Below are 24,767 nucleotides of genomic sequence, written 5' to 3'. Positions count from 1 at the left end.
AGTTAGTTTCCTAACTACGGATTTTGCATGATCGTTTGGATCGGTCAACCGGTCATTTTCTTAACTGATCGGCATTAAGCTTAGGCTGCCTTTTGCGTTTTACCAAGTTTATTCAAATAGCTCATCAAGTACATAATAAGACAACTTAGCCTGCTGAGCTAAACTCACACTCAGCATTTTTTGCGCAACTTGTTCGCCAGTTATTGGTTTGTAACGCTTTAAAAACGCAAATCGTGTAATAACAGGAAAAATAATACTACCTATCTTTTCTGCCACTCTAAATTGCTCACGATCGCCTAATAATAAAGATGGTTGTAAAATACTTATTTTATCAAAAGGGAGTGCTTTAATATGTTGCTCAAGCTCTCCCTTCATTTTCAAATAAGCACTATTACTGTGTGTATTTGCCCCGCTTGATGACACTAAGCAATAATGCGTAACGCCATTACATGCCGCTAACTGCGCCGCTATAAACTGATAATCAAAATCTACTTTACGCTGAGCGTGTATCGAGCCCGCTCGTTTACGGGTTGTGCCCAAACACGAAAACAATACATCACCTTTAAAAAGCTCAACATATTGAGTTAATTTTTCAAAATCAATAACGTGATTAACTAGCTTTGCATGTGTGACAGGCAGAGCTCGACGGCTTAACGTAACTACTTTTGTATAACGATCGCTATTAAGTAACTTATGGAACAACTCATTACCGACCAAGCCTGTAGCACCTATCAACACCGCCGTTTTAGTCATGGATTTATTTATTTTCACCCACTTTTTTAAATACGTGTTGCACTGCTTTTTTGTAGCTTTGCGTTTCCTCACTCGCGCACGTTACTACAGATTCTAAATCATGAAGATGGCCGTTTTCTAAACCATAAACCCAACCATGAACGCTTAGTTCTTGGCCGCGCTCCCAGGCATCTTGCACAATGTTAGTACGACACACATTACGTACTTGCTCAATTACATTTAGCTCAATAAGGCGGCTTAAACGTTCGCTTTCTGGCATTGCGTCAAGTTGTTCAAGATGCTTTTCTTTTACATCTCCTACATGGCGTAGCCAATTATCAATAAAGCCAAATTTAGCATTGTTTAAAACGGCTTGTACGCCACCACAACCATAGTGACCGACTACCATTATATGTTTTACTTTTAAAACCTCTACAGCGTACTGCATAACCGATAAGCAGTTATGGTCAGTGTGTACAACCACGTTAGCAACGTTACGATGTACAAATAATTCGCCTGGTAATAAATCAACTATTTGATTTGCAGGTACACGAGAGTCTGAACAACCAATCCATAAGTACTCTGGATTTTGTTGCATAGATAAAATTTTAAAAAACTCAGGGTCTGCTTCACTTGTACGAGCAGCCCAACGTTTGTTGTTATCGAATAAATTTTTTAACTTTCTCATTGCATCTCTTATTAAGTCGAGGACGGAAATTTAATGGACATTAGCAAGAATCAAAATATTACGAGGCGTTAACTGCTTTTCACAAAACGTTTTAACGCTTACTTGATAACCTTGCTGTTGCAAATATAAAGCACGATCGAGCACAAGCCAAACTTCAATTGCCCTTCTGAACACATGTCGAACCAGTTCAACTCGGTCAGTTATTTTTTTTCGAGCCACCCCAACATATAAATACTTAATATAATCAGTATCTTGAGGTAATTTTAATGCCTTTTTATCTGCAGCCCATGCACAAAACGATTTAAACGAATCTGAGAATATAGCTTTGTTGACCGAAGGTACGCTTACGTAATATTGCTCGCCAGTGATCGACTTTCTTAGTGCATCAAAACCAAGTCGCCACTCAAGTTCTGTTTTACGCACTTTTTCCAGACGAGAAGGCGCTGTAACAGTTTCTTGTAATGCGAGCTTTAAATCGCGATGCGTTAGGTTAAGCTCACTTTTATTTGCAACCTCACTCATTACACGGTACTCATTAGCCGTAAATAAATGATAGCAACAAGGTGAAAAGCTAATTTGCTGTACTTTCGCTAAACTTGCTTGGCGCATAAATGCTTGGTGCAAACCACCGCATGCGTGTAGCGCTACGGCATGCATATCAGCATTAAAAAATTGAGTGATATCCTCTTTTAATACATCTGCTTGGCTAAAGTGCATTGCCAAGCCTTGTTGCTGTGCACTTTTTTGTCCTTGCTCGCATAAGCTTTGTTGCAGTTCAATACTATGCACATTACTTGCGCCATTAAACGCAAGCATTCGACCTAAGTGCCCTTTACCCGCGCACCACTCTAAAACAGGTTGCTTGGTATTAGGTAGTGCAGATACAAAATCTTGTAACTGTGCAAACTTACGACCTTTAATGCCGTTACTTATCCAAAATGGATAATCAGCTTGAGAGTGGGATGAGCTAGGTAACTCGCATAACTTTGCAAGTTCATCAAGTTGGCTTATGTGCTGGCTAAAAAATTGGTATAGCTGGTTTTGATCGTTATCAAGAACGCTTACCTGATCATCAGTTAGTTCGCTAAGTATGCCTTGTAGCTCTGGCCAAGGTATAGTGTCAAAATCAAATGCAGTGCACTGCCAATACTGACGATGACGCATTAAAAGTGAATCAAGTGCTAAAAATTGCTCAGCTAAAGTCATAACAGCTTAAAAAATAAAAAAGACAATTAATTATATCAGTTTCGTGAATTACCTAAGCAGTTAATTTTTACTAAAAATCAGCCGTAAATACAAAGGTATTGAAATAATACTTACCAAAATAGCTGCCATGAGCATCCACGATAACTGCATTTTTTCAGGTTCTTGATATTTATAAATAAAGTGAGATTTCACTTCGTCAAATTCGTTTTGCGGTATGCCATATAAGTCCGCAATTAAGCGCCACTTTGCTATCGACATATGTCCTAAACTGGTAGTGGGTGGGGTTATATAACTTTTTAGTACTTCAGCCTCAAAAGCGAGCTGATAAAAGCTTTTACCCGGTGCATAGTTTTGCTGGGTGACTGCAATGGCTTCATCCATGTTCATCATTGCATAACGCCACCCTTTTAGGCTCGCTTGGTAGAATTTTTCGACCGTTTGAGGATTTTTCTTCAGCATGTTTTCGCTGGTAAATAAAATGTCGCTATATACGTCCATACCATAACGCTGTGGGCAAACAAGTCGATGAGCTACGCCTTGTTGAGTCATATAATAAGGCTCTGTAGTAACATACACTTGCATAGCATCTAGCTTGTTTTCAATCCAAGCCTGGCCTGGATTTTCGCCATCGTAAACTTTGAGTTTATCCACATCAACGCCACTGCGTTTAAGCATAATAAGTAGTTCGGTGCCATCATTTTTGCTTACCGCAGTGATACGTTTATTAACAAAGTCACGTGGATGAAAAATATCAGACGTGTCTTTAACCATCCAGCAGTAAGGTGAAAATTGCAATAAGGCAGCCATAGCAACAAGAGGTTGGCCATTTATACGTTGCTGTAAAATACCAGAATGCCCTACTCCAAATTGTGCTTCGCCACTGGCGACAGGAGCAAAGGTATCAGGTTTCATTGGATTAGCTTGTTTAATGGTTACATCAAGGCCCGCTTCATTATAAAAGCCTTTTTGCTTTGCCATATAGTAGCCAGCAAACTGAAACTGATGTGTCCATTTTAGCTGTAATGTGACTGATTCTTGCGCCGCGATATGGCTACAAAAAAAGCACAATCCAATGATTAATCCTTTAAATAGCAACTAGGTGCCCTCAAAAAGTATGACGATTACCTGTAACTATATGTAAAACGTGCGATAAAGCAAGCACCCTAGTTAGGTGCCTGCCTTTAAAGAAGGATTATACTGAGGCGAGTTTTTCGGCTTTTTCTGCTTGGGGCTTTGATGTTAAGAATTGGCTAAAGCACGGATTTTGTGTTTCATCTTGTACACTGTAACCTAAACGGTTTAAGTGCTCGTTAAACATCTCATACTGACTCGGCTCAATAGCAAAACCTGCCAGTACATTCCCCATCGAACCACCGTGATTACGATAATGAAATAAGGTAATGTTCCAATTACTACCTAAAGTATCTAAAAAGCGTGCAAGCGCACCTGGATACTCTGGAAATTCAAAGCGAAGTAAGCGCTCATGCAATTGCTCGGGTGCTTTTCCGCCAACCATATAGCGCACATGTAATTTAGCGAGTTCGTTATCCGACAGATCGCAAAATTGGTAATCATTATTTGTTAGGTCTTGCTTTAGCTCATTAAGCTCTTGCTCGCCTTGGCGCAGGGCAATACCTACAAATATTTGTGCTTCACCAGGTCCTGCATAACGGTAGTTAAACTCAGTAATAGCACGGCCACCTAAAGAAGCACAAAACTGTTTAAAGCTGCCTTTTTCTTCTTTAATAGTAACCGCTAATAACGCTTCGTTTTTTTCACCCAGCGCAGTGCGCTCTGCAACATAACGCAGGCGATCAAAGTTTAAATTAGCACCGGATAAAACAGCCGCTAAATGTAACCCTTTTAAACCAGACTGCTGGCTCCACTTTTTAAGCCCTGCCGTTGCAAGTGCACCTGAAGGCTCTGCTATTGCACGGGTAGATACAAAAATATCCTGCATGGCAGCACATATTTCGTCGCTGGTGACGGTTATAACTTCATCACAAAACTTTTGCGCTAAGCGAAATGTTTCAGTGCCAATAATTTTAACCGCTACGCCATCAGCAAAACTACCAACGCGTTCAAGCTCTACCGGTTTGCCTGCTTTAAGTGCCGCTTGTAAACATGCACTTTCGTCGGCTTCTACACCAATTACTTTTATATCTGGACGCAGCGATTTAATATAAACCGCCATCCCAGCAAGTAAACCGCCGCCGCCAACAGGAATAAACACCGCATCAAGCTCGTTTAATTGCTGCATGAGCTCACGTGCTACAGTACCTTGACCAACAATGACGTCTGGGTCATCAAATGGTGGAACAAATATACCGTTTCGTTGCTCTGTAAGCTCAAGCGCATGTGCTTTTGCGGCATCAAAATGATGCCCATGTAGCACAACTTCACCGCCAAGCGCACGTACCGCACTTACTTTTATTTCAGGCGTTGTTACTGGCATTACAATTGTGGCTTGATGCCCTAAGTGAGAAGCACTTAGTGCAACCCCTTGAGCATGATTACCCGCTGAAGCAGTGATAACCACTGAGCCTTTAGGTAATTTATTTAATTTGTTATACGCACCGCGTAATTTAAATGAATACACGGGCTGTTGGTCTTCACGCTTTAACCAAACATGGTTACCTAATTTAGCACCAAGCTCAGCCATTTCGCTGACCTCGGTAACTTTAGCCAAAGGCTCCATGTTTGCTTGAATAATAGCGCGAAAATAATCGAGCTCTTGAGAGACCATAATTAACTAAGCGCCTCCAATTTAGCTAAGTCACGCACTGCGCCTTTATCAGCACTTGTTGCAAGTAATGCATAGGCTTTTAAGGCAGACGATACATAGCGCTCACGATCAACTGGTTTGTACGCCAGTTTTCCGCGTGCTAATTGTTTTTGTTTACGTGCTTCAAGCTCTTCATCACTTAACGCTAATGTGATTTCACGTGTTGCGATATCAATAATGATTTTGTCGCCATTTTCAACATAAGCAATTGCACCACCACTTGCCGCCTCTGGTGATACATGACCAATTGATAAACCCGAAGTACCACCCGAAAAGCGACCATCAGTAATAAGTGCACATTTTTCAGCTAGGCCTTTTGATTTCAAGTAGCTAGTTGGATATAGCATTTCTTGCATACCAGGGCCGCCTCTAGGGCCTTCGTAACGAATAACCACGATATCGCCGGCTTTTACTTCATCGTTTAAAATACCTTCTACAGAATCATCTTGTGACTCGTACACGACTGCAGTACCTTCAAAATGTAGCATTTCATCAACAACGCCAGCGCTTTTAACAATACAACCATCAACTGCTAAATTACCCGAAAGTACAGCTAAGCCACCATCTTGACGAAAAGCGTGTTCGACACTTCGGATACACCCATTCACGCGGTCATTATCACCTTCATCCCAACGACACTCTTGGCTCATTGCTTTAGTGGTACGAATGCCCGCAGGGCCAGCACGGTAAAATTTGCGCGCTGCTTCGTTAGTAGGATCTGTTGCATCCCATTTTTTAACGAGCTCAGCCATAGTTGACCCCGCAACATGATTAACTGACATATCAACTAAGCCTGCTTTGCCAAGTTCACGTACGATTGCCATCATGCCGCCTGCGCGGTGCACATCTTCAATGTGATATTCAGGTGTCGCTGGTGCAACTTTACATAAAAATGGTGTTTTACGAGAGAGCGCATCAATGTGCGACATATCAAAATCAACGCCCGCTTCTTGCGCTGCAGCAAGTAAATGCAATACCGTATTTGACGAGCCACCCATTGCAATATCAACAACCATTGCATTCATAAAGGCTGTTTTGTTAGCAATAGCACGTGGCAATACATCTTGATTATCTTTTTGATAATACTCACGACATAAATCAACAATACGAGCCCCCGCTTCAACATAAAGTTGTTTACGGTCTTTATGAGTCGCAAGCGTCGTGCCGTTACCTGGCAATGCTAAACCAATCGCTTCTAGCAGACAGTTCATTGAGTTTGCAGTAAACATGCCTGAACACGAGCCGCATGTTGGACACGCAGAGCGCTCTACTTGCTCTGAATCTGCATCACTTACCGATTCATCAGCGCCTTTAACCATGGCATCTACTAAATCAAGTTTAATATCGATGTTAGCAAGCTTAGTTTTACCTGCTTCCATTGGACCGCCTGATACAAATATTACCGGAATATTTAAGCGTAGTGCTGCAAGCATCATTCCTGGAGTAATTTTGTCGCAGTTTGAAATACAAATCATCGCATCAGCACAATGACCATTTACCATATACTCAACTGAGTCAGCAATTAAGTCACGTGAAGGCAGCGAATAAAGCATGCCGCCGTGACCCATTGCAATACCATCATCAATCGCAATAGTATTAAACTCTTTAGGGACGCCACCGGCTTGTGTAATGGTTTCAGCCATAAGTTCACTTAACTGATTAAGGTGAACATGCCCTGGTACAAATTGTGTAAACGAGTTAACTACGGCAATAATCGGCTTACCAAAATCGGTGTCGGTCATACCTGTTGCGCGCCATAATGCACGAGCGCCTGCGCGTTTACGCCCTTCAGTTGTTGTTGCACTTCTTAATTTAGCCATAGTTACCTCAGTTTTTGCCGCAAAATAAGCGGGCATTCCTCATTCTAAAATTGGTGAGTAACCGAGTGATTCAGTTACTCGTAAATTGTTTTTCAGTTCGTAATTACACAGCCTGTTGTTGCTGTAAATTTTGTAAAGTGACTTCTTTTACATCCACCAGCTTATTTAACTGGCTGGTTAAAAGGTGAATTGGTTTATCACTATCTACCGTCATGTCTACATTATAAAAACCATCGTCCATATTGAGCTGAAAATGCGTAAGGTCAAAACCACGATGACGCACCACTCGTAAAAAGCGCTCTACCGCTATACTTTGGCTTTTTAATGCAATAGTTAGGCTATGTTTCATTTTGCTTTCTCCGTCATCATTTCGTCGTTAGCAGCCCCAGGTGGTACAAGCGGCCAAACATTTTCTTTATCATCAATACAGGCATGTACTATGTACGGACCTTTACTGTTAACTAATGCAGTTATCGCATCATCAACTTGGTTAGCGTGAGTAATTGTTTGCCCTGGGATACCAAATACAGCAGCTAATTGCACAAAGTCTGGGTTATCCGACAGGTTAGTTTCAGAATAACGCCCTTCAAAAAATAGTTCTTGCCATTGGCGAACCATCCCTAAACGCTGGTTATCTAAAATTAATATTTTTACAGGTAAATTGTTACGACGAATAGTGGCCAATTCTTGAATATTCATCATTATAGAACCATCGCCCGATACAGTGATAACAAAGTCATCAGGGCGTGCTACTTGCGCGCCAATAGCCGCAGGTAGACCAAAGCCCATTGTCCCTGCACCACCACTGCTTAAATGATTACTCGGATGAGTAAACTTCATGTGTTGTGCTACCCACATTTGGTGCTGACCTACATCGCAGCACACAACCCCTGTTTTTGGCATGCGTTGGCTTAGTTGGTTTAATAAGTACGGTGCAAAAACCTTCTCACCTGGGTAGTCGTAACGCCACGCGTGCTTAATATTCATTTCTTTATTTGTGTCACACCACGCTTTAGGTGTTACAAAGCACTCAAGTGCGGGTAACGACGTTTTTAAATCGGCAATTAATGAAGCTTTAGCAGGTTTTCGCTTACCAACTTCAGCAGCATCTATATCTAAATGGATTACTTTAGCTTTAGCTGCAAATTTAGCTAAGTTGCCTGTTACGCGGTCATCAAAGCGTGCCCCTATACATACAAGTACATCACATTCTTGCACTGCGATATTAGCAGCTTGACCACCATGCATACCCAACATACCTAAGTAATGTTCGTAATCTGGTAATACACTGCCTAGCGCTTTAAGTGTGGATACAGCTGGCATCTGAGTTTTATTTAAAAATTGCATTAGCTCATCTTGCGCATCAGCGGCTTGTACACCACCACCCACATACGCTACAGGCTGTTTAGCCTCACTCAACAATTGATTAGCAATAGCAACTTGCTTTAAATCTAACTCTGGTAAGTATTCATCAGCTGCTAGCCAAGGTTTAAAAGGGACTTGAGCCATTTGAATATCTTTTGGGATATCGACAAGTACAGGACCTGGGCGGCCGCTTTGCGCTAAATGAATTGCTTCTTGTAATATCTCTGCTAAGTCTTCAGCTCGTTCTACCATGTAGCTGTGCTTAGTACACGAAAGCGACATACCTAGTACATCTATTTCTTGAAACGCATCTGAACCAATAGCTGCAGTAGGCACTTGGCCAGTGATCGCCAATAATGGCACTGAGTCCATCATCGCATCAGCAAGAGCGGTTATTAAATTAGTTGCACCTGGGCCCGATGTTGCAAAACATACGCCTAATTTACGTGTGCTGCGAGCATAACCAACTGCTGCAAACCCTGCACCTTGCTCATGGCGAGTTAGGTAGTGTTTGACTGGCGCGCCATACAGCGCATCGTAAATTGGCATAATAGCTCCGCCTGGGTAGCCAAATACTTCATTTACGCCGTGTTTGGCCAATAAGTCGATTGTTAGTTCTGCGCCTGTCATTAATAAACCCTCATTCCTCAGTGACAACCCAATTACAAATTTTACCCTTAAAACTAAAAAGCCCTCCGAACGGTTAAGTGCGGAGGGCTTTTTTAATGCTTAAGTTTTTAAAGCACTACGAAGCCCTCGCGGGAATAATCACCACGATAATAATCAGGACTAGGTTAAGTGCGTTTGTAAGCATGTAATTAATACCAAATTTTGTTCAATTATCGCGAAGGTTATTCCTTCGCTCTCTTTTTATATTAGTACCGCGCTAGGCCCTTTAAGTCAACACCAAAGTTAATCTAACAAAAAGACTAAAAGGCAATTTATCAGGTTTTAAAATTCATTATACAAGCTGGTAGTGGTTTTTTTATGCTCTAATTTTAATCTCAGAAATTCACTATTCTTATATCCCTTATTTAAGGTTTGATTAATTTTTGAGAATATTTTTATAAATAAAATTATTTATCACCTTCAGGTAATGCGTAGGTTCTCTTAAGCGACTCTTAAGTGTTGTTGCATAGCATGGCGTTGTTATTTTAAACGAGCCTAAATATGAACATAACTAGCCAAACACCAGCACAAAAAAAGCCAAATCGTAGTAAGCGGTTTTACATTCACTGTAGTGCAAATGCCTTTGTAGTGATGATTGCCTGTTATTACTGTTTAGTTATAAACATTCCTTTTATTCAAGGTTCGTTTAGCGCCATCACCTCCCTTGCATCTTTTTCATGGCTATTTTTACTTTCAGTGCCACTGCTTTTGTTATGCCTTTTAATTATTTTCTTTTCAATAGTGTCGGTCAGGTGGTTACTAAAACCAATTAACTACCTTTTACTGATAATTTCGAGTGCCGTACTTTACGGCTCATTAAATTACGGCGTCGTGTTTGACTATTCAATGATTCAGAACACGTTCGAAACTGATTCAAGCGAAGCTCTGAGCTATTTAAATCCGCAGCTCATAGCCTTTTTACTGTTGTTTTGTGCGCTACCTGTTTTTATATTAAGCAAAGTAAAAATACACTTTACCCGTCCTCACCAAGAAGCGATTAGTCGTATAAAACTTATTGTAGCGTGCTGCTCATTAATTGCTTTAGTGGTCGTAAACTTTTACGCCGACTACGCAGCCACTGGCCGCAATAACCGCATTTTGAAAAAAGAAATTATTCCGTTTCAGTATCTCTCTAGCGGTTATAAATATATGCGCGATCAGCTGCTGTATACCAATATGGAGTTTAAAGATATAGATGCAACACCTACCTTAATTGCGCCTAACACCACCAGCGTAACAGTTATGGTTGTTGGCGAAACCGCACGAGCAGAAAACTTTGCTTATCAAGGTTATAAGCGCAACACCAACCCTTATACACAAAAGTATAATGTGACGTATTTTAATAATGTGGCGTCTTGTGGCACCGCTACTGCAGTGTCTGTGCCGTGTATGTTTTCACTGCAAACACAAGATAACTTTGATCGATTAGCAGCCGACAACCAACAAAACCTGGTTGACTTAGCACAACAAGCTGGCAGCGACGTACTGTGGGTTGATAACAACAGCGGCTGTAAAAACGTATGCACCCGTGTTGTTAACATTGATATCCCAACCACCTCATCAGCGCTTTGCGATGGAAAATATTGTTTTGATGAAACACTGCTTGCTCCACTTAAGCGCAAACTCGCTAATTTAAACCAAGCTAATACCGTTATCGTCCTACACATGATGGGCTCACACGGACCAACCTACTTTAAACGCTACCCAGAAAAATTTAAGCAATTTACGCCCACGTGCGACAGAAGCGACATTCAAAACTGCTCACTCGATGAATTAGTTAATACCTACGACAACACAATTGCGTACAGCGACTTTGTTAACGCCCAGGTAATTGAGCAATTAAAAGCGCTGCCAAACAACATAGATAAGCAGTTTTTATATGTCTCTGATCATGGTGAATCACTTGGCGAAGCCGGTGCTTATTTACATGGTTTTCCGTATAGCTTTGCACCTAGCACACAAACGCACGTTCCTCTTTATATGTGGGCTGATGAGCATAATCAGCGCATTACTAATACCTGTTTAGCTAATTTAGACACCCGCGCTGCGCGCTCACACAACAATATTTTTCACACCCTTTTAAATTTAATTGGCATTAAAAGCAAAACGTATCAGGCATCGCTCGATTTACTTGCTAGCTGCCAAATAACACCAAGCGAAATAAAACTATGAGTAATAAAACCGTTATAAAACGCCAAGGCTTAATGCGCCTTATTTTTACCTTAAGCCATTCTTTTAACGGCTTAAAATGGATGAGTCGATTTGAAGCGGCGTTCCAACAAGAGCTAGCACTGTTTTCGTTACTCGGTGTGTTTGTGTGGCTACAAGAAATTGCACTAAAGGATAAATTACTGCTTATAGCCAGCCTGCTTTTTGTATTGTTTGCTGAGCTGGTAAATACAGCAGTTGAGGTTGTAGTTGATAGAATTGGCAGTGAATACCATGAGCTTTCGGGGCTAGCTAAAGATATTGCCTCTGCAAGCGTGTTTATAGCTATGCTAATTGCCGCTCTTATTTGGTGGGCTGTGTTATGGGCATAAAGCTAACTTTTATACCTAAAATACAAAATGCACTTGGCCCTATATGGATTTTTGTTGTATTTACTGTTTTGGCACTTAGCTTTTTAACACTTGCTCGCTTTGGATTAAGTGTATGGCAAGGGGAGCGTGTATTTGGATCGCATGCGTGGTTGTCTATATTTATAGGTGGTTTAAGAGTTGATATAGCCACTCTAAGCTACATTATTATGCCCGCATTACTACTTACTTTACTGATGCAAAGCGTAGGTTGGCAAAATAAAGTACGCGGCCTCATTAAAATTTATTTAGTGACGATGTCTGCTTTACTTGTTTTTTTTGAAGTGATTACGCCTACGTTTATAAACGAGTACGATTTACGCCCAAACCGCTTATTTATAGAATATTTAATTTACCCTAAAGAAGTCTCAAAAATGATTTTTTCAGGCTATAAGTTAGAAGTATTTATTGCTGTTATAGCACTTATTTTAAGCTGTAAATTTGCAAGTAAAGTATTTAGCAATCAATGGCAAAGCAAGTCATCACTAACAGGCTTAAATCAATCAATTTTAGCGCTTGTTTTAGTATGCTTAACTATTTTGGGCGCCCGCAACTCATTAGGGCACAGACCACTTAACCCCGCCATGGTCTCGTTTTCTACCGATCACTTACTTAACGACTTAACCCTTAACTCACTTTATAGCGTCGCGTTTGCAGTTAAGCAACTTTCTAATGAGCAATCAAGCCAAGACTATTACGGTAAAATGCCCACCGATGAATTACTTAGTATTGTGCGTAATAACATGCAAAATACGCAAGGCACATTTAGTGATGTAACCGCCCCTACAAAAACGTTTCATGGCGCAAGTAATACAGGTAAACCCAAAAATTTAGTCATTATTTTACAAGAAAGTTTAGGTGCTCGTTATGTAGGCACGCTTGGCGGTTTACCGCTTACACCTAATATAGACGCCCTTTATAAACAAGGCTGGGGGTTTGATAATTTATACGCCACGGGCACACGTTCAGTACGTGGAATTGAGGCAGTAATTACAGGATTTACACCAACGCCTTCGCGTGCAGTTGTTAAGCTTGATAAATCACAACGTGACTTTTTTACCATTGCTGACTTTTTAGCGAAGCAAAATTACAACACGCAGTTCATTTATGGTGGCGAAAGTCATTTTGATAACATGCGCAGCTTCTTTTTAGGCAACGGTTTTAAAAGTATCGTAGATACAAATAACTTTAAAAAAATAGACTTTAATGGCTCGTGGGGCGCATCAGACGAAGACTTGTACGACCAAGCCGACATAGAACTTACTAAGCTTAAAAATCAAAACAAACCCTTTTTTAGCCTTATATTTTCAAGCTCTAATCATAGCCCGTATGACTTTCCTGACGATAAAATAACGCTGTACGATAAACAAAAACAAACCCGTAATAATGCTGCCAAGTATGCCGATTACGCACTAGGCACCTTTATCGAAAAAGCTAAAAAATCGAGCTACTGGGATGATACTGTATTTATAGTTATTGCCGATCACGACTCGCGCGTATCAGGTTCAAATTTAGTACCGGTGGATCACTTTAAAATTCCGGCCGTTATTTTTGGAAAAGGTATTACCCATAAACGAGATAGCCAACTAGCCAGTCAGCTCGATATTCCTGTTACTCTACTGTCTTTAATTGGCGCAAGTGGTAAGCACCCAATGATAGGTCATGATTTATCAAAGCCAATTAGCGACAACAAACAACGCGCGATGATGCAATACGACAAAAACTTTGCCTACATGCACGATAATAAAGTGGTGGTGTTACAACCACAAAAACCAGCAACCACCTATACGTATAGCAATAACCAGCTTGTACCATGTGAAAACGATGAGCAACTAGTTAAAAAAGCCCTAGCCCATGCGAACTTAGGTAATTTAGCCTACACAAATGGTTGGTATCATTAACCAAGTGACTTGATAATAAAGCCTTGTTAAAGTAACAAGGCTATTTTTATAAACCGAGTAAACATGAAAATCCTCGTTATTGAAGACTCAGAAGCATTAAGACGCAGCTTGCAAGTTGGCCTTAGCAACCTTGGTTTTACCGTAGATGAAACTGGTGATGGCTCAGAAGGGCTGAGTATGGCACTAAGTGGAAACTACGACCTCCTCGTACTTGATTTAATGCTACCGAGCGTTGATGGCATGAGTATTTTACAAGCACTGCGCAGCAGTAATAGCCAAAGCCGTGTGCTAATTTTATCGGCACGAAGTGAGCCTCAAGATAAAATTAACGGCCTTATGAAAGGCGCTGACGATTATTTAACTAAGCCATTTTCGTTTGAAGAACTCCATGCTCGTGTCCTTGCATTACTTCGTCGTGGTTCACTGCAAAATCAACAAAATACCCTTACCGTAGGTGATTGCGTATTAGATCTCTCCCTTAAAACTCTTCACTACAAGCAACATGCCATTGAGCTCACGCGCAATGAATATAAAATAATAGAATGCTTATTTAACGCCCCAGAGCGAGTATTGGGGCTTGAACTTATAAGTGAAGCGGTGGTAGGTCAGTTTGATATGCTCTCTAAAAATGCGCTTGAAGCACACATCTCAACCATACGTAAAAAAGTAAGACAGTTTGATGGCGAGCTCCCGATAAAAAATAAACGTGGATTTGGTTATGTCGCAACAACAAAATAAAAGTCACTCAATAAAGCGTAAACTCGTTAATAATATTAGCGCTGTGATCTCAGTTATTTTATTCACCATATTTTTAACCGTTGATTTAAGTGTTGATACTTGGGTGGAAGATCAGTTCAATCAGTCTTTAACTAACAAAGCTAACTACTTAAAAACCTTAGTTGAAGATGACAACAACGTGGTTGAATTTGATTTTGCTGGTGAGTTTATGTCGGAGTATGGAGCAGCCGATGCCACGGAGTTTTACCAGTTATGGCATGGCCGTGATGTGTTTGAGCGCTCGGACTCATTAGCGCTTTATGAAAATGCTAACCTACCTTTTTTAGAAATGCCGATAAACGAATCTAAAATTATAGATTACGAGCTTCCTAACGGGCGTGATGGTCGCGCACTTATAAGTCACTTTGTAGCCCAAAAAGATGATAGAAACCCCACTCACTCTGCTGTTTTTAATACCATGACGCTTGCAATTGCAGCGCCCACCTCTGAGCTTAATAAAGTACTGATTATTATTGATGTGGTCTTTATTTTAACCTGTGTACTTGGTGTGTTTGGTGTGCGCTATTTAGTGACACGTATTGTAAATAAAGGCCTGCACCCTCTACACAATTTAAACGACCAAATTAAGTTACTCGATATTACCGGTGTTGCGCAAACAATAGAAAGCGACTTTAAAGTAGAAGAAATAGAACCTATACGTAACGAGCTAAATAAGTTTATTACCGTTAATCAGCAACTCTATAGTAATGAAAAACGCCTAACAAGCGACATTGCACACGAGCTAAAAACCCCAATAGCTGAACTCATAAGCCTCTCAGAGGTGGCTATTCGCTACCCTGACGATAAACGTATTAGCGACACCTATACAAGTGATGTACTTAGTATTTCACAGCGTATGAAAACGATTGTTAACAACCTCTTATTATTGCAGCGCTCAAGTAGTAGTGCTATGCAATTGAATGCGCAAAATATCACTCTAAATAACTTAGTAAATCAAATTATTGATGAGCTGAGCTTTAAGCATCCAAGTATCAAAATGCGTTTAAATAACGAAATAAGTGGCGAACTTACGCTTAATGCTGACGAATTTAGTTTAAATACCATTTTATGTAACTTAATCGATAACGCACTATTTTATGGACTTCCTGAGGCGCCAATTAAATTAACTGCCGTAAATAACAGCACAAACATGACCATCTCTGTTAGTAACAAAGTAAATAAACCACTAAGTGATGAACAGCTCACTGCTATTTTTGACCCGCTCTATCAGCTAGATTCATCTAGAACTAATAATCAGCGCCATGGTTTAGGATTATCAATTGTACAGAGCTTATGTAACTTAAATGGCTTTACTATTACGGCCAGTAATACCGAAAACAATACGCTAACGTTTATATTAACGTTACCTCTGAAGTAAATTTAGGTTAGTATTTACACTACTAATTTTGAGATTTTAAGGACAAACCATGAATGCTCTTACCCGTATTAGCCACTTTTTTATTGTGGCGTTACTTATAACATTTAGCCTTAACAGCTACGCAGCTCCCGCCTTATATAAAATAGAAAAAAATGGCGTCAGTTCTTACCTATTTGGCACTGTACACGTTGGTGATGCCAGCATGAAAGGCTTACCTAAAAATGTAACCGATGCAATTAGTGCAAGCAAAGAAGTGATTGTTGAAGTTGATATAAGCAAACTTACACCACTTGAAATGCAACAGCGCTCAATGCCATTTATGATGCTAAGTGACGGTAAAACACTGCAAACTGAGCTTTCAAAGCAAAATTATACCAAGCTAAAAGATTACTTTGCTAAAAAGTCGATTGATATTGCTATGTTTAATGGCTTAAAGCCTTGGGCTGTTATGGTGACTATGATGCAAATTGAATTTCAAAATGCAGGATATTCAGATAAAACCGGCATAGACAAGCAAGTGCTTAGTTATGCTAAAGAGCATAATATTAAAATTGGCGAGCTTGAAACCCTAGAGCAACAACTACAAATGTTTGATGGTATGGCGCTACTAAGCAATGAAATGATTGAAGAAACCTTTGAGCAACTAGCCGATATTAATACTTACTTTATCAAGTTAGTTAATGCGTGGAAAAGCGGTGACATGGACACACTAACCGATTACTACAACATGAGTTTTGATGACAGTAATTACGGTGAAATTAGCGAGCAAGTAATGCTAACTAACCGCAATAATAATTGGGTTAAACAACTCACACCGCGTTTAGCAAACGAGCAGCTATTTATTGCTGTAGGCGCTCTGCATTTACCTGAAAAACACGGGTTACTTAAACAGCTTCGAGATAAAGGCTTTAGCGTTACTCGTCTTTAAAATAAAAATGGGTTGAGTGAATTCTCGCTCAACCTTTCTCTAAGCTTTTAATGAAAGTCTTCCATTTTTAAGTAATTCTCTATTCCTTTAATTTTGTCTGCCGCATGATGATTTACATAAATCACAGTACTTGTATTGGCAGCACAAATTTTCTCTATTAGTAACAGTACACGCTGCCTGTTTGCTTCATCTAAGCCCAAGCAAGGTTCATCTAAAATAAGTAACGTTGGATGTTTTACCATAGCCCGCACAATTAATAACATACGCTGATCGCCGTACGATAGCTGGGTGAATGAGGTATTTTGTTTATCACTTAAACCAATAAATGCCAGCCACTGCTTAGCAATATTAATTTGTGCGTCGCTCGGTTTTTGATATAAACCTATGCTGTCGTAAAATCCTGAAATAACAGTATTTAAAGCCGATATACTTACGCGGTAATCCATATGTAGCGCGTTAGATATAAAACCAATATGCTGTTTTATATCCCAAATACTCTCCCCTGTCCCACGTTTAAAACCGAACACTTCAATGTCATTGTTATAACACTGTGGGTTATCACCTGTTATTAAATTTAATAAGCATGTTTTGCCTGAACCGTTCGCTCCAGTAAGCTGCCAATGCTGATACTTTTTTATAGTCCAATTGAGATTTTTGAATATACTTACATCACTATAACTAACTTTAGCATTACTCAATTTAACTAAGGTATTACCGGTGAATGCCTTTTGCTCTTGTTCGGTATCCGGAGATGGCACATCCAATGAGGTATGTTCTAAATGAAGTAGTTTTAGTAAATCACTCAATTGCTCACTGTCTGGCTTTGCCAAAGTATGTAACAAGCAACCTTGGTTTACATAGCCATAGTGAGTAATGAATGAAGGGATTTCGTCTAGGCGGTTTAGTACAAAAACAAAAGTAATATTTTGGCTAAGCTCTATGAGTATTTTATTAAGCTGCTGGCAAGATTGTACGTCGAGTCCATGAAATGGCTCATCAAGCACGACTAACTCACTATGGGAGCTGAGTGCTTTTATAAGTAGGAGTTTACGAGTTTCACCCGTTGAAAGGTCTCTAAAATGCCTATTTAGTAATGAGCTAAATTTAAATAATTCTATTAGCTGCGCTAATAATTCATCATTATTACTATGCCCTGTAAAAATAAGGTCTTTAACGAGGGTGTGCTTTTCATGCTCTAATTCTTGAGCTAGTAACTGTTTATGTGAATCTGAAGACACGAGCATAAGCTTATTAATACTACTTATACGCTTACCACTTTCGCACTTAGCCTCACCGATTAACGCAGCTGTCAGAGCAGATTTACCAGCTCCATTAGCACCTAAAAGTAACCAATGTTCTCCTAGGTTTACTTGCCAATCTAGGTTGCATATATCGTAACGGCTTTTACCTTGCCCTTGTAAGTAACCATTAAATTGCTCAAGCGTAATTGACTGCACTAACTTTTCCTAATAAACCTTAAAACAGCAAGTTAACGTATATTAAAAGTGCTTAGCAAGCTTGTTATCTGCAAAATTAATTTATTTCATTAGGGCGTATTGATCTTTGTGGATTGAAATTTGTTCAATCCAAGGAAGATTAAATCGCGGCGCGAGGTTTGTAACCTAGTGGGCTCGATAACTGCTCCTGCGTTATTCTACTGACTTACATCCCTGTAAGAATAAGTAAAAACCGAGTAAAGCTTCCGCGTCCTGCTCACGCCCCTTACCTACATCCATGTAGGCAACAAAGAGTTAATCGTCCCTAGAAAGAACCCAATGGGCAGCGCATGTTTGGTATTTATGCTGCGTTATCGCCTATTTATGGGGAGTAACCACACTACATAGGCTCTGCCTTGCCTAAAAACCAAACAGTCTGCTGCAAATTCAACTACCAAAGATCAACACGCCCTAACAACGCTAATACTATTTAATGCGTCTTTAATTGCTTGCTGGCTTATTGGCTTATGAATATGGAGGTTAGCTCCGTATTCATAAACTCGCTCTAAATCATTTTGTGAGGTATTTGCTGTTATAACAATAATTGGCATTACTTTATTAAGATCGGAACGTATTTTTTTAATAGCCTCAAACCCATCCATTACTGGCATGTTTAGGTCCATAAAAACAATATCGTACTGATTTTCACTCACCATACCACACGCGACTTTACCATTTTCTGCGCAATCATAGCTTAAACCTAATAAGCTAAGTATGCGGGTTAATAACATAGTGTTTAATGGGTTATCTTCAACGACTAAACACGTTAGCTTGTCGTTTACTTTAAGAGGTGTTGGGAGGGCTTTACTTATAGTCACTGGTAAATACAAAGACACCAAAGCACCATGAGTTTTATTATTTGTAAAAGTAATTTCACCATGCAGTGCTTTTACAACGTATTGAACCCGGGTTAGGCCTGTTCTTAACCCTTGAAAGTGATTGGTTTGTTTAAATGAGTCAAATTCAAGACTCGTAATCTTTTTCGAAAAGCCACTGCCGGTGTCACTCACTGTTAAATGAAATTTATCATTTAAAAGCTTAGCTGAAACAGTAATTTCACCTTTTTGTGTAAACTTAATTGCATTACTAATTAACTCTGTAAGTGTGTGCTGCAAACGTTGATGATCCAATTTACATACACAATTTAACGATTCATCTAAAGAGCTAACTAGTTTTAGGCCTTTTTGCTTACACGCATGCTTGTAAGCTATTATTACTTTATTACACGACTCTAGAAGGTTTTCATCATTTAAATGCGGTACCCATTTACCTGCACTTAAAGCCTGCAAGTCTTGTAATTCATCTAATATGGCTATTAACCTAAGCGCGCAATAGTTAGCTTGGGTTTTAACGCTTTGCTGTTTATCAGAAACCTCTAGCTCCTCAATAGACGTAATAAGTCCCTGCAAAGGTGTTCTAAATTCGTGACTAGCTCTGGCAATAAAATGTTCTTTATTTTGACTTGTTTGATAAACAAAATCTTTTTGTTTTTGTAGCTCTAAAAGCGTGTCTGAAACCTCTTTTTCCATTGGTATAAAAACAAATCTTAACTCAATAAGTAATAATGTCATTGTCAATAACCAGCATAGTATCTCTAGGTTGGCGACCCAATTTACTTTTTTAACAGCTTGAGATTCAAATAAGCTCACTGCCTTATCAAGCTTTGTTAATAACGTTTCAACATGCTTAATAGAAAATACTGAGTGGTTTATCTCTCCTTGCTGATACAAAAGCCGCTCTGTTTGTTCTATATAGTCAAATACCGCTTTATCTAACCCTATCGTTTCACCAAAATATAAGTCTACTAACGCTGGATTTAAGTAAATGTATTCGTCATCAGAGTTTTTAGTTAATAATGTTTGATGGGAGTTTTTAAATGTATTGAGGGACTTCTCAAGTGACTCAGTATGAGCTGGCGAGTAATTACTGATGTTAAGCATAGCATTACTGTGCCAAGCAATTTTCTGTGAGAGCATGCGCTGGCTACCAGCGATGTTAATAATTTTTGCATCAAACTTTTGAACAGAAAAACTATGCTGCATTAATAAAGCAGAGCCACTTATTAATAGCGCTATTGCAATTAGTGCCCATCGGTAACGTGTTCTCACGCTTTTAATAATATTGAACATGTATAAACCAGTTTTTTTATATAAGTGTAGACTAATTTTTTAAAACGAAGAATCAGTCAAAATAATTAAGCGAATTATTAATACCCAATAAAAAAGCCCAGCATCAAGCTGGGCCATAGTAGTAAAATTATATTAGCGATTCTCTAATCGATTATAATCGAACATTCCATATTCTATCCCACGATACTTTTTAGCTGTATCGTGCAATATATCGCTGTATTGCCAAAACTGTGGATGAGTACGTCGAATACCAAACTTAGATTTCAAAGCACCATAATCGGCTTCTATTTGCATCATAGGCAATTGCTCGGCAAAAGCATTTACTTGCTGCTCGTTATTTAAATACCAAATAGCTGCTGGGTAATCACCGATAAAGCCAGGAACAATCGTTGCGGTATCTTCATCATAAGCACGTTGACCATCCTCGTTTAGTAAACTAGAAATATTGTAGTGCGCATTATGATGAATAATAGTGTAGCCCTTATGACTATTATCTTTTTGCTTTACAAGTACAAAAGAAAGCTGAGGTAACAAGTTTACCGCTTTTGCTGGCATAGTACTTACTACATTTAACGGCTTTGGTACTTCAGTGTAGTTGTATCTTTCACTTAAAACTGGCGCTAAGGCTTCTTTCATCAAAGTATATAGCTCATGCTGTGGATCATCAGTTTTATAGTTAATACCACTTGGCTGGCTAAATTCTCGGTTACTTTTAAAGAACTTAGATAAGTCAGGTGGTGAATTACGATACCACTGCTTTTTGATTTGATTACGTTTAGCCTCAGGTAACAATGCTAAAAAGTTTTGCTCTCCCTCTAAACGTAAAAAATCCATATATAGGCGTGTCACTAATTGATGGCCTATATTTCCGTACACATCAAAGCCTGCTACAAGCAAATAGTGAATACGCTCAAACAAAGCATAATCTAATATCCAGGTGGTTTTAGGCTCTTGACCAATAAAACCTTTAACTACAGTTGCACTATCAAAATGGCGGAAAATAGTTAGTGCCGCATTTTTATTATGCCCATCACCTTTCCATAGTAAGTCTGTTGTAAGGTGCTCACCACCTTTGAACATTTTGTTAGCAAGCTGAACTTTCGCCTGTAAATACTTCTTCTCGCGAACTGAATATTTAACCCAGCTAGAAATGGGTAAGGCATTACTTTCCTCAGCGGCAGGAAGTTCTAATGCCTCTTCATGTTGCATTAGCATTTCCCCTACAGCCGGAGTCGCTACTTTATTAGGATCAGCAAATGCCACCCAAAAATGATCGTTTATAACATTTAAAGCAATCTGACCACGACAAACAGGCCCTTTTATAAAGCCCATAATAATTAACTCTGCCTCATCAAGCATAAATTGATACTTAGAATTAATTGGAATAACTTCAAAAGTTTTAAAAGGGTTAGATGCTGCCTTAGGCTCATAACTAGGCATTTTCGTAACCGTATAATCTGGCGCAATAAACTGCTCATATAAACGCAGTAATTTAGCTTCATTAAGCTCAAGTGGTAAATGTGTTTTAGAAAGTATGGTTGTACGTTCTTGCATAAAACGATAATAAACACGGCTAACTTTAGGGTCATCGTATGGGCGGCGCGTGTTAATTAACTTTATTTCCTCACCAGGAGGCGTACTTGAGCGAACTAGTTTGAAAAAGCTTTGTGGGTTTTCTGAAGTAAAATAAATATGTGCTAAAAACCAATGCTCATAAATATACCGTGCTGATAACTGATACTTTAAGCTATCTTGATTTAAAAATGCTTCCCAGCCCGCTATTTTATTCTGATCATATTTACTTGGTGGTTGAATATGTGACATTTTACCGCCACCTTTAAGCCAGTTCTGTAAGTGATTAAACTCTTCACGCGAAACACCAGGTAAACCATAAGGCATGCCGCCATGAGGTTGATCACTTGCCAATCGATCAAACTCACCCATTGTTGCGCAGGTTTGCGAACGCGCTAACGAAAAGTCAAACTCATCATCTAGCACTTCATTTACTGGCAATTCATGGCTTTGCTTTAGCACCAGGCTATTAAATAACACACTGCCCGCTAAGTTAGCTTCTTCACTTTGCACGCGCTCATTTAGCACTGGCGTAAAGTTTTTCTCTCGCCATTGCTGAGTATTAGTTGCATCAAATAATAAACGGCTTGGGGTCGTTGCCAATAAACGAGTTCCATCGTAAACGAGCTCTTTACTCAAACCTCGGTCAATACCTTCAGGGGATGAGAGCTTAAGCTGGCAAGGTGCGTCGTAACAACCATGACAAACGACGCAGCGGGTATCGAGTACTGGTTTTACATTTTGTAAAAAATCAGCACCAGCACCTGTTGTATGAGGCACCATTCTCTCTTGTGTTTGTTCAGGTCCAAAAAGATCATCGTAGTGAGCATTTCCCAAATATGCACAACCACTTAAAATAATGAGTACTATCGTACTTATTAGTATTTTTCTCATTCGTCGTCCTCATCACCTAAATCAAAGGTGGGCATCATATCCATTTGAGGAGAAACGAATGTATTCTGACCTTCAGTATTCAAAACAATACTTAAAAGAGGACCATGCGTTAATGTTATCTGCGCATCGTGCTCTTGATCTAATATAGCTAGGTACAAAGAATTAGTTATAAGCAACTCATAACCGCTAACAGTAATAGCGACACTGCTATCTTCACTTGGGTTCTGGCAAATTTGAGCAAGTAACTCATCATCAAGTCCAATTGATATTTCAAAATCAGGCTGCTCTAAGTCTCTATTACTTAATGATTCATCTAATAGAAATAAAGGGAGGGTTAAATTACTATCTTGTTCAAATTCCATTGCGTTCTCTGCACTTTCTGACGATTTAATTGACGAGTATTATATCAAACTAGCGAGCAAATTAACGCTAAAGCTAATGTAACTGTGTTTAAACGTCATCCATAACAGATTCGATCACCGAAAATACAGCACCTTGAGGGTCGCATATAACACTAAAACGACCAACATCGGGGATATCTGTTGCAGGAACACATACTTGTCCACCTAAGCTAGCGGCTTTACTAACAATTACATCGCAACTCTCTACTGCAAAATAAATCATCCAATGAGCAGGGGTATCATCAGGCCATTCACTTGTCATTTCAAGCATACCGGCAATTGGTTGTCCATCGACTAAAAATAAAATGTAGTCCATCCCTTCCATAGGCTTTATTTCGCTTTCCCAGCCTAGTAAAGCACAGTAAAAGTCTCGACTTACTTTACTATCTCTTGTTGCTAACTCATGCCAATAAGGTGTATTTAATTCACCTAAGTGCTTACAACCTTTATGCTCATTCCCCTGCCATAGTGCAACAGTTGCGCCTACTGGATCTTTTAGCATCAACATTCGTCCTGCATTCATAACATCATGAGGACCGGCAATAACTTCAGCACCTAGTTCTTTTGCTTTTAGCGCACAATCATCAACATTATCGACGGCAATGTAAGCCAACCAATGACTTGGGATCCCTGCACTAATTTGCTCTTTAGGCATTTCGTACATTGCAGCGATATCATCACCTTGCTTTTGTAGCATGGTGTAGTATATGTTCTCTCCAATAGGTTGATCGTCATGCCCCCAATCAAATAATGATGTATAAAACGCCTTACCGTCTTTCCAATTGTGCGTACAAAGCTCTGACCAACAAAAAATACCATGCGGATGGTTTTCAACTTTACTCATGATTAAGCCCTTATTATTCTAATTTTACCTAAACGAACTCTGTCACATTTTATAAACGAGATAATGGAACAGACTATAAATTGAGATTAGAGCAATAACTAAGCGGAGTCGATAAAAGAAGGACAAAAATTCGTTATCCAGTTGTTTCATATTTGAGGTTTTTAACGCAGTTAGGGTCAGATTTAATCCCTCAAATTGATTAAATATTATTGCTGATTGATACAAATTATTCGCCAAGAAGCGCTTCGCTTAGAGGAATACCTAAATCACTTTTCTGCAGATGTAAAAAAGCCCGACTATTTCTAGTCGGGCTCTCTACAATTTGTAGTCGGTGCGCTACGCAGTAGGATGTCGTAGTGCCCACAGCGGTGGAGAGCCACATAATAAATGCTACACTCTCTTTGTGTCGGGAATCGTTACGCTCGCCCGAACTACGTTATAGGTGTTGCTGTGAGTGTGTATTAATTGCGCACATTTTACTTTTCTGCAGACGTAAAAAAGCCCGACTGTTTCTAGTCGGGCTTTCTACAATTTGAAGCCTGGTAATGTCCTACTTTCACATAGCAAATGCTACACTATCATCGGCGCTGTTTCGTTTCACTACTG

The 24,767-nt window shown here is 39.5% G+C and carries 19 protein-coding genes; 6 read left to right on the top strand and 13 right to left on the bottom strand.

Annotated features, from left to right (window positions below):
• Nucleotides 1-108 precede the first annotated feature (108 nt).
• The 8 genes from I6E69_RS20120 to ilvG form a co-directional block, all read right to left on the bottom strand.
• Nucleotides 109-753 carry an NAD(P)H-binding protein gene (locus I6E69_RS20120; protein WP_197122135.1) on the bottom strand — a complete coding sequence of 215 codons (645 nt, stop codon included), beginning with the start codon at nucleotides 751-753 and terminating at the stop codon, nucleotides 109-111.
• Nucleotides 754-757: 4 nt separating this feature from the next.
• Entirely contained in the window at nucleotides 758-1,420 is a 663-nt protein-coding gene (gene can / locus I6E69_RS20115; RefSeq protein ID WP_002959903.1) for a carbonate dehydratase, read from the bottom strand.
• A gap of 30 nt (nucleotides 1,421-1,450) precedes the next feature.
• Nucleotides 1,451-2,626, bottom strand: a complete 1,176-nt coding sequence (locus tag I6E69_RS20110; RefSeq protein WP_197122132.1) for a methyltransferase — start codon at nucleotides 2,624-2,626, stop codon at nucleotides 1,451-1,453.
• Nucleotides 2,627-2,686: 60 nt separating this feature from the next.
• Nucleotides 2,687-3,721, bottom strand: coding sequence for an ABC transporter substrate-binding protein (locus tag I6E69_RS20105; RefSeq protein ID WP_182696389.1), 1,035 nt, complete (start codon nucleotides 3,719-3,721; stop codon nucleotides 2,687-2,689).
• Nucleotides 3,722-3,818: 97 nt separating this feature from the next.
• On the bottom strand, nucleotides 3,819-5,372 hold the full coding sequence (ilvA, locus tag I6E69_RS20100) for a threonine ammonia-lyase, biosynthetic (protein WP_039485942.1): 1,554 nt from the start codon (nucleotides 5,370-5,372) through the stop codon (nucleotides 3,819-3,821).
• Nucleotides 5,373-5,374: 2 nt separating this feature from the next.
• On the bottom strand, nucleotides 5,375-7,231 hold the full coding sequence (gene ilvD, locus I6E69_RS20095; RefSeq protein ID WP_024596945.1) for a dihydroxy-acid dehydratase: 1,857 nt from the start codon (nucleotides 7,229-7,231) through the stop codon (nucleotides 5,375-5,377).
• 103 nt (nucleotides 7,232-7,334) lie between these two features.
• Nucleotides 7,335-7,580, bottom strand: a complete 246-nt coding sequence (gene ilvM, locus I6E69_RS20090) for an acetolactate synthase 2 small subunit (protein ID WP_002959893.1) — start codon at nucleotides 7,578-7,580, stop codon at nucleotides 7,335-7,337.
• Nucleotides 7,577-9,226, bottom strand: a complete 1,650-nt coding sequence (ilvG, locus tag I6E69_RS20085; RefSeq protein WP_002959891.1) for an acetolactate synthase 2 catalytic subunit — start codon at nucleotides 9,224-9,226, stop codon at nucleotides 7,577-7,579. The genes ilvM and ilvG overlap by 4 nt, the downstream gene beginning before the upstream one ends.
• Before the next feature lie 540 nt (nucleotides 9,227-9,766).
• On the opposite strand from ilvG, the gene I6E69_RS20080 reads away from it, so the two are divergent.
• The 6 genes from I6E69_RS20080 (at nucleotide 9,767) to I6E69_RS20055 (ending at nucleotide 16,825) form a co-directional block, all read left to right on the top strand.
• Nucleotides 9,767-11,437 carry a phosphoethanolamine transferase gene (locus I6E69_RS20080; RefSeq protein ID WP_197122129.1) on the top strand — a complete coding sequence of 557 codons (1,671 nt, stop codon included), beginning with the start codon at nucleotides 9,767-9,769 and terminating at the stop codon, nucleotides 11,435-11,437.
• Nucleotides 11,434-11,805 carry a diacylglycerol kinase gene (locus I6E69_RS20075; RefSeq protein WP_007377290.1) on the top strand — a complete coding sequence of 124 codons (372 nt, stop codon included), beginning with the start codon at nucleotides 11,434-11,436 and terminating at the stop codon, nucleotides 11,803-11,805. The genes I6E69_RS20080 and I6E69_RS20075 overlap by 4 nt, the downstream gene beginning before the upstream one ends.
• Nucleotides 11,796-13,742 carry an LTA synthase family protein gene (locus I6E69_RS20070; protein ID WP_197122126.1) on the top strand — a complete coding sequence of 649 codons (1,947 nt, stop codon included), beginning with the start codon at nucleotides 11,796-11,798 and terminating at the stop codon, nucleotides 13,740-13,742. The genes I6E69_RS20075 and I6E69_RS20070 overlap by 10 nt, the downstream gene beginning before the upstream one ends.
• A gap of 63 nt (nucleotides 13,743-13,805) precedes the next feature.
• Nucleotides 13,806-14,480, top strand: coding sequence for a response regulator transcription factor (locus I6E69_RS20065; RefSeq protein WP_007377292.1), 675 nt, complete (start codon nucleotides 13,806-13,808; stop codon nucleotides 14,478-14,480).
• Entirely contained in the window at nucleotides 14,461-15,897 is a 1,437-nt protein-coding gene (locus I6E69_RS20060; RefSeq protein WP_197122124.1) for a HAMP domain-containing sensor histidine kinase, read from the top strand. Before I6E69_RS20065 ends, I6E69_RS20060 begins: the two co-directional genes overlap by 20 nt.
• 49 nt (nucleotides 15,898-15,946) lie before the next feature.
• On the top strand, nucleotides 15,947-16,825 hold the full coding sequence (locus tag I6E69_RS20055) for a TraB/GumN family protein (RefSeq protein WP_033038531.1): 879 nt from the start codon (nucleotides 15,947-15,949) through the stop codon (nucleotides 16,823-16,825).
• 47 nt (nucleotides 16,826-16,872) lie between these two features.
• Here the strand turns inward: I6E69_RS20055 and I6E69_RS20050 are convergent, their stop codons facing one another.
• The 5 genes from I6E69_RS20050 to I6E69_RS20030 form a co-directional block, all read right to left on the bottom strand.
• Nucleotides 16,873-18,282 (bottom strand): ATP-binding cassette domain-containing protein, encoded by a 1,410-nt coding sequence (locus I6E69_RS20050; protein WP_197122121.1) that lies wholly within the window; start codon nucleotides 18,280-18,282, stop codon nucleotides 16,873-16,875.
• A gap of 440 nt (nucleotides 18,283-18,722) precedes the next feature.
• Nucleotides 18,723-20,450 carry a response regulator gene (locus I6E69_RS20045; RefSeq protein WP_197122118.1) on the bottom strand — a complete coding sequence of 576 codons (1,728 nt, stop codon included), beginning with the start codon at nucleotides 20,448-20,450 and terminating at the stop codon, nucleotides 18,723-18,725.
• Nucleotides 20,451-20,582: 132 nt separating this feature from the next.
• The gene (locus I6E69_RS20040) at nucleotides 20,583-22,916 is read right to left on the bottom strand and encodes a fatty acid cis/trans isomerase (protein ID WP_197122115.1); all 2,334 of its coding nucleotides are present in this window, start codon (nucleotides 22,914-22,916) and stop codon (nucleotides 20,583-20,585) included.
• Nucleotides 22,913-23,278: a hypothetical protein gene (locus I6E69_RS20035; protein ID WP_197122112.1), complete on the bottom strand. Its 366-nt coding sequence runs from the start codon at nucleotides 23,276-23,278 to the stop codon at nucleotides 22,913-22,915. Before I6E69_RS20035 ends, I6E69_RS20040 begins: the two co-directional genes overlap by 4 nt.
• Nucleotides 23,279-23,366: 88 nt before the next feature.
• The gene (locus tag I6E69_RS20030; protein WP_002959875.1) at nucleotides 23,367-24,161 is read right to left on the bottom strand and encodes a VOC family protein; all 795 of its coding nucleotides are present in this window, start codon (nucleotides 24,159-24,161) and stop codon (nucleotides 23,367-23,369) included.
• Nucleotides 24,162-24,767 lie beyond the last annotated feature (606 nt).

The organism is Pseudoalteromonas sp. NZS100, from assembly GCF_015864815.1.
Lineage (GTDB): Bacteria > Pseudomonadota > Gammaproteobacteria > Enterobacterales > Alteromonadaceae > Pseudoalteromonas > Pseudoalteromonas distincta.
The sequence above is the reverse complement of the archived record's forward strand: the minus strand, read 5'-3'. Positions and strand labels throughout refer to the sequence as shown.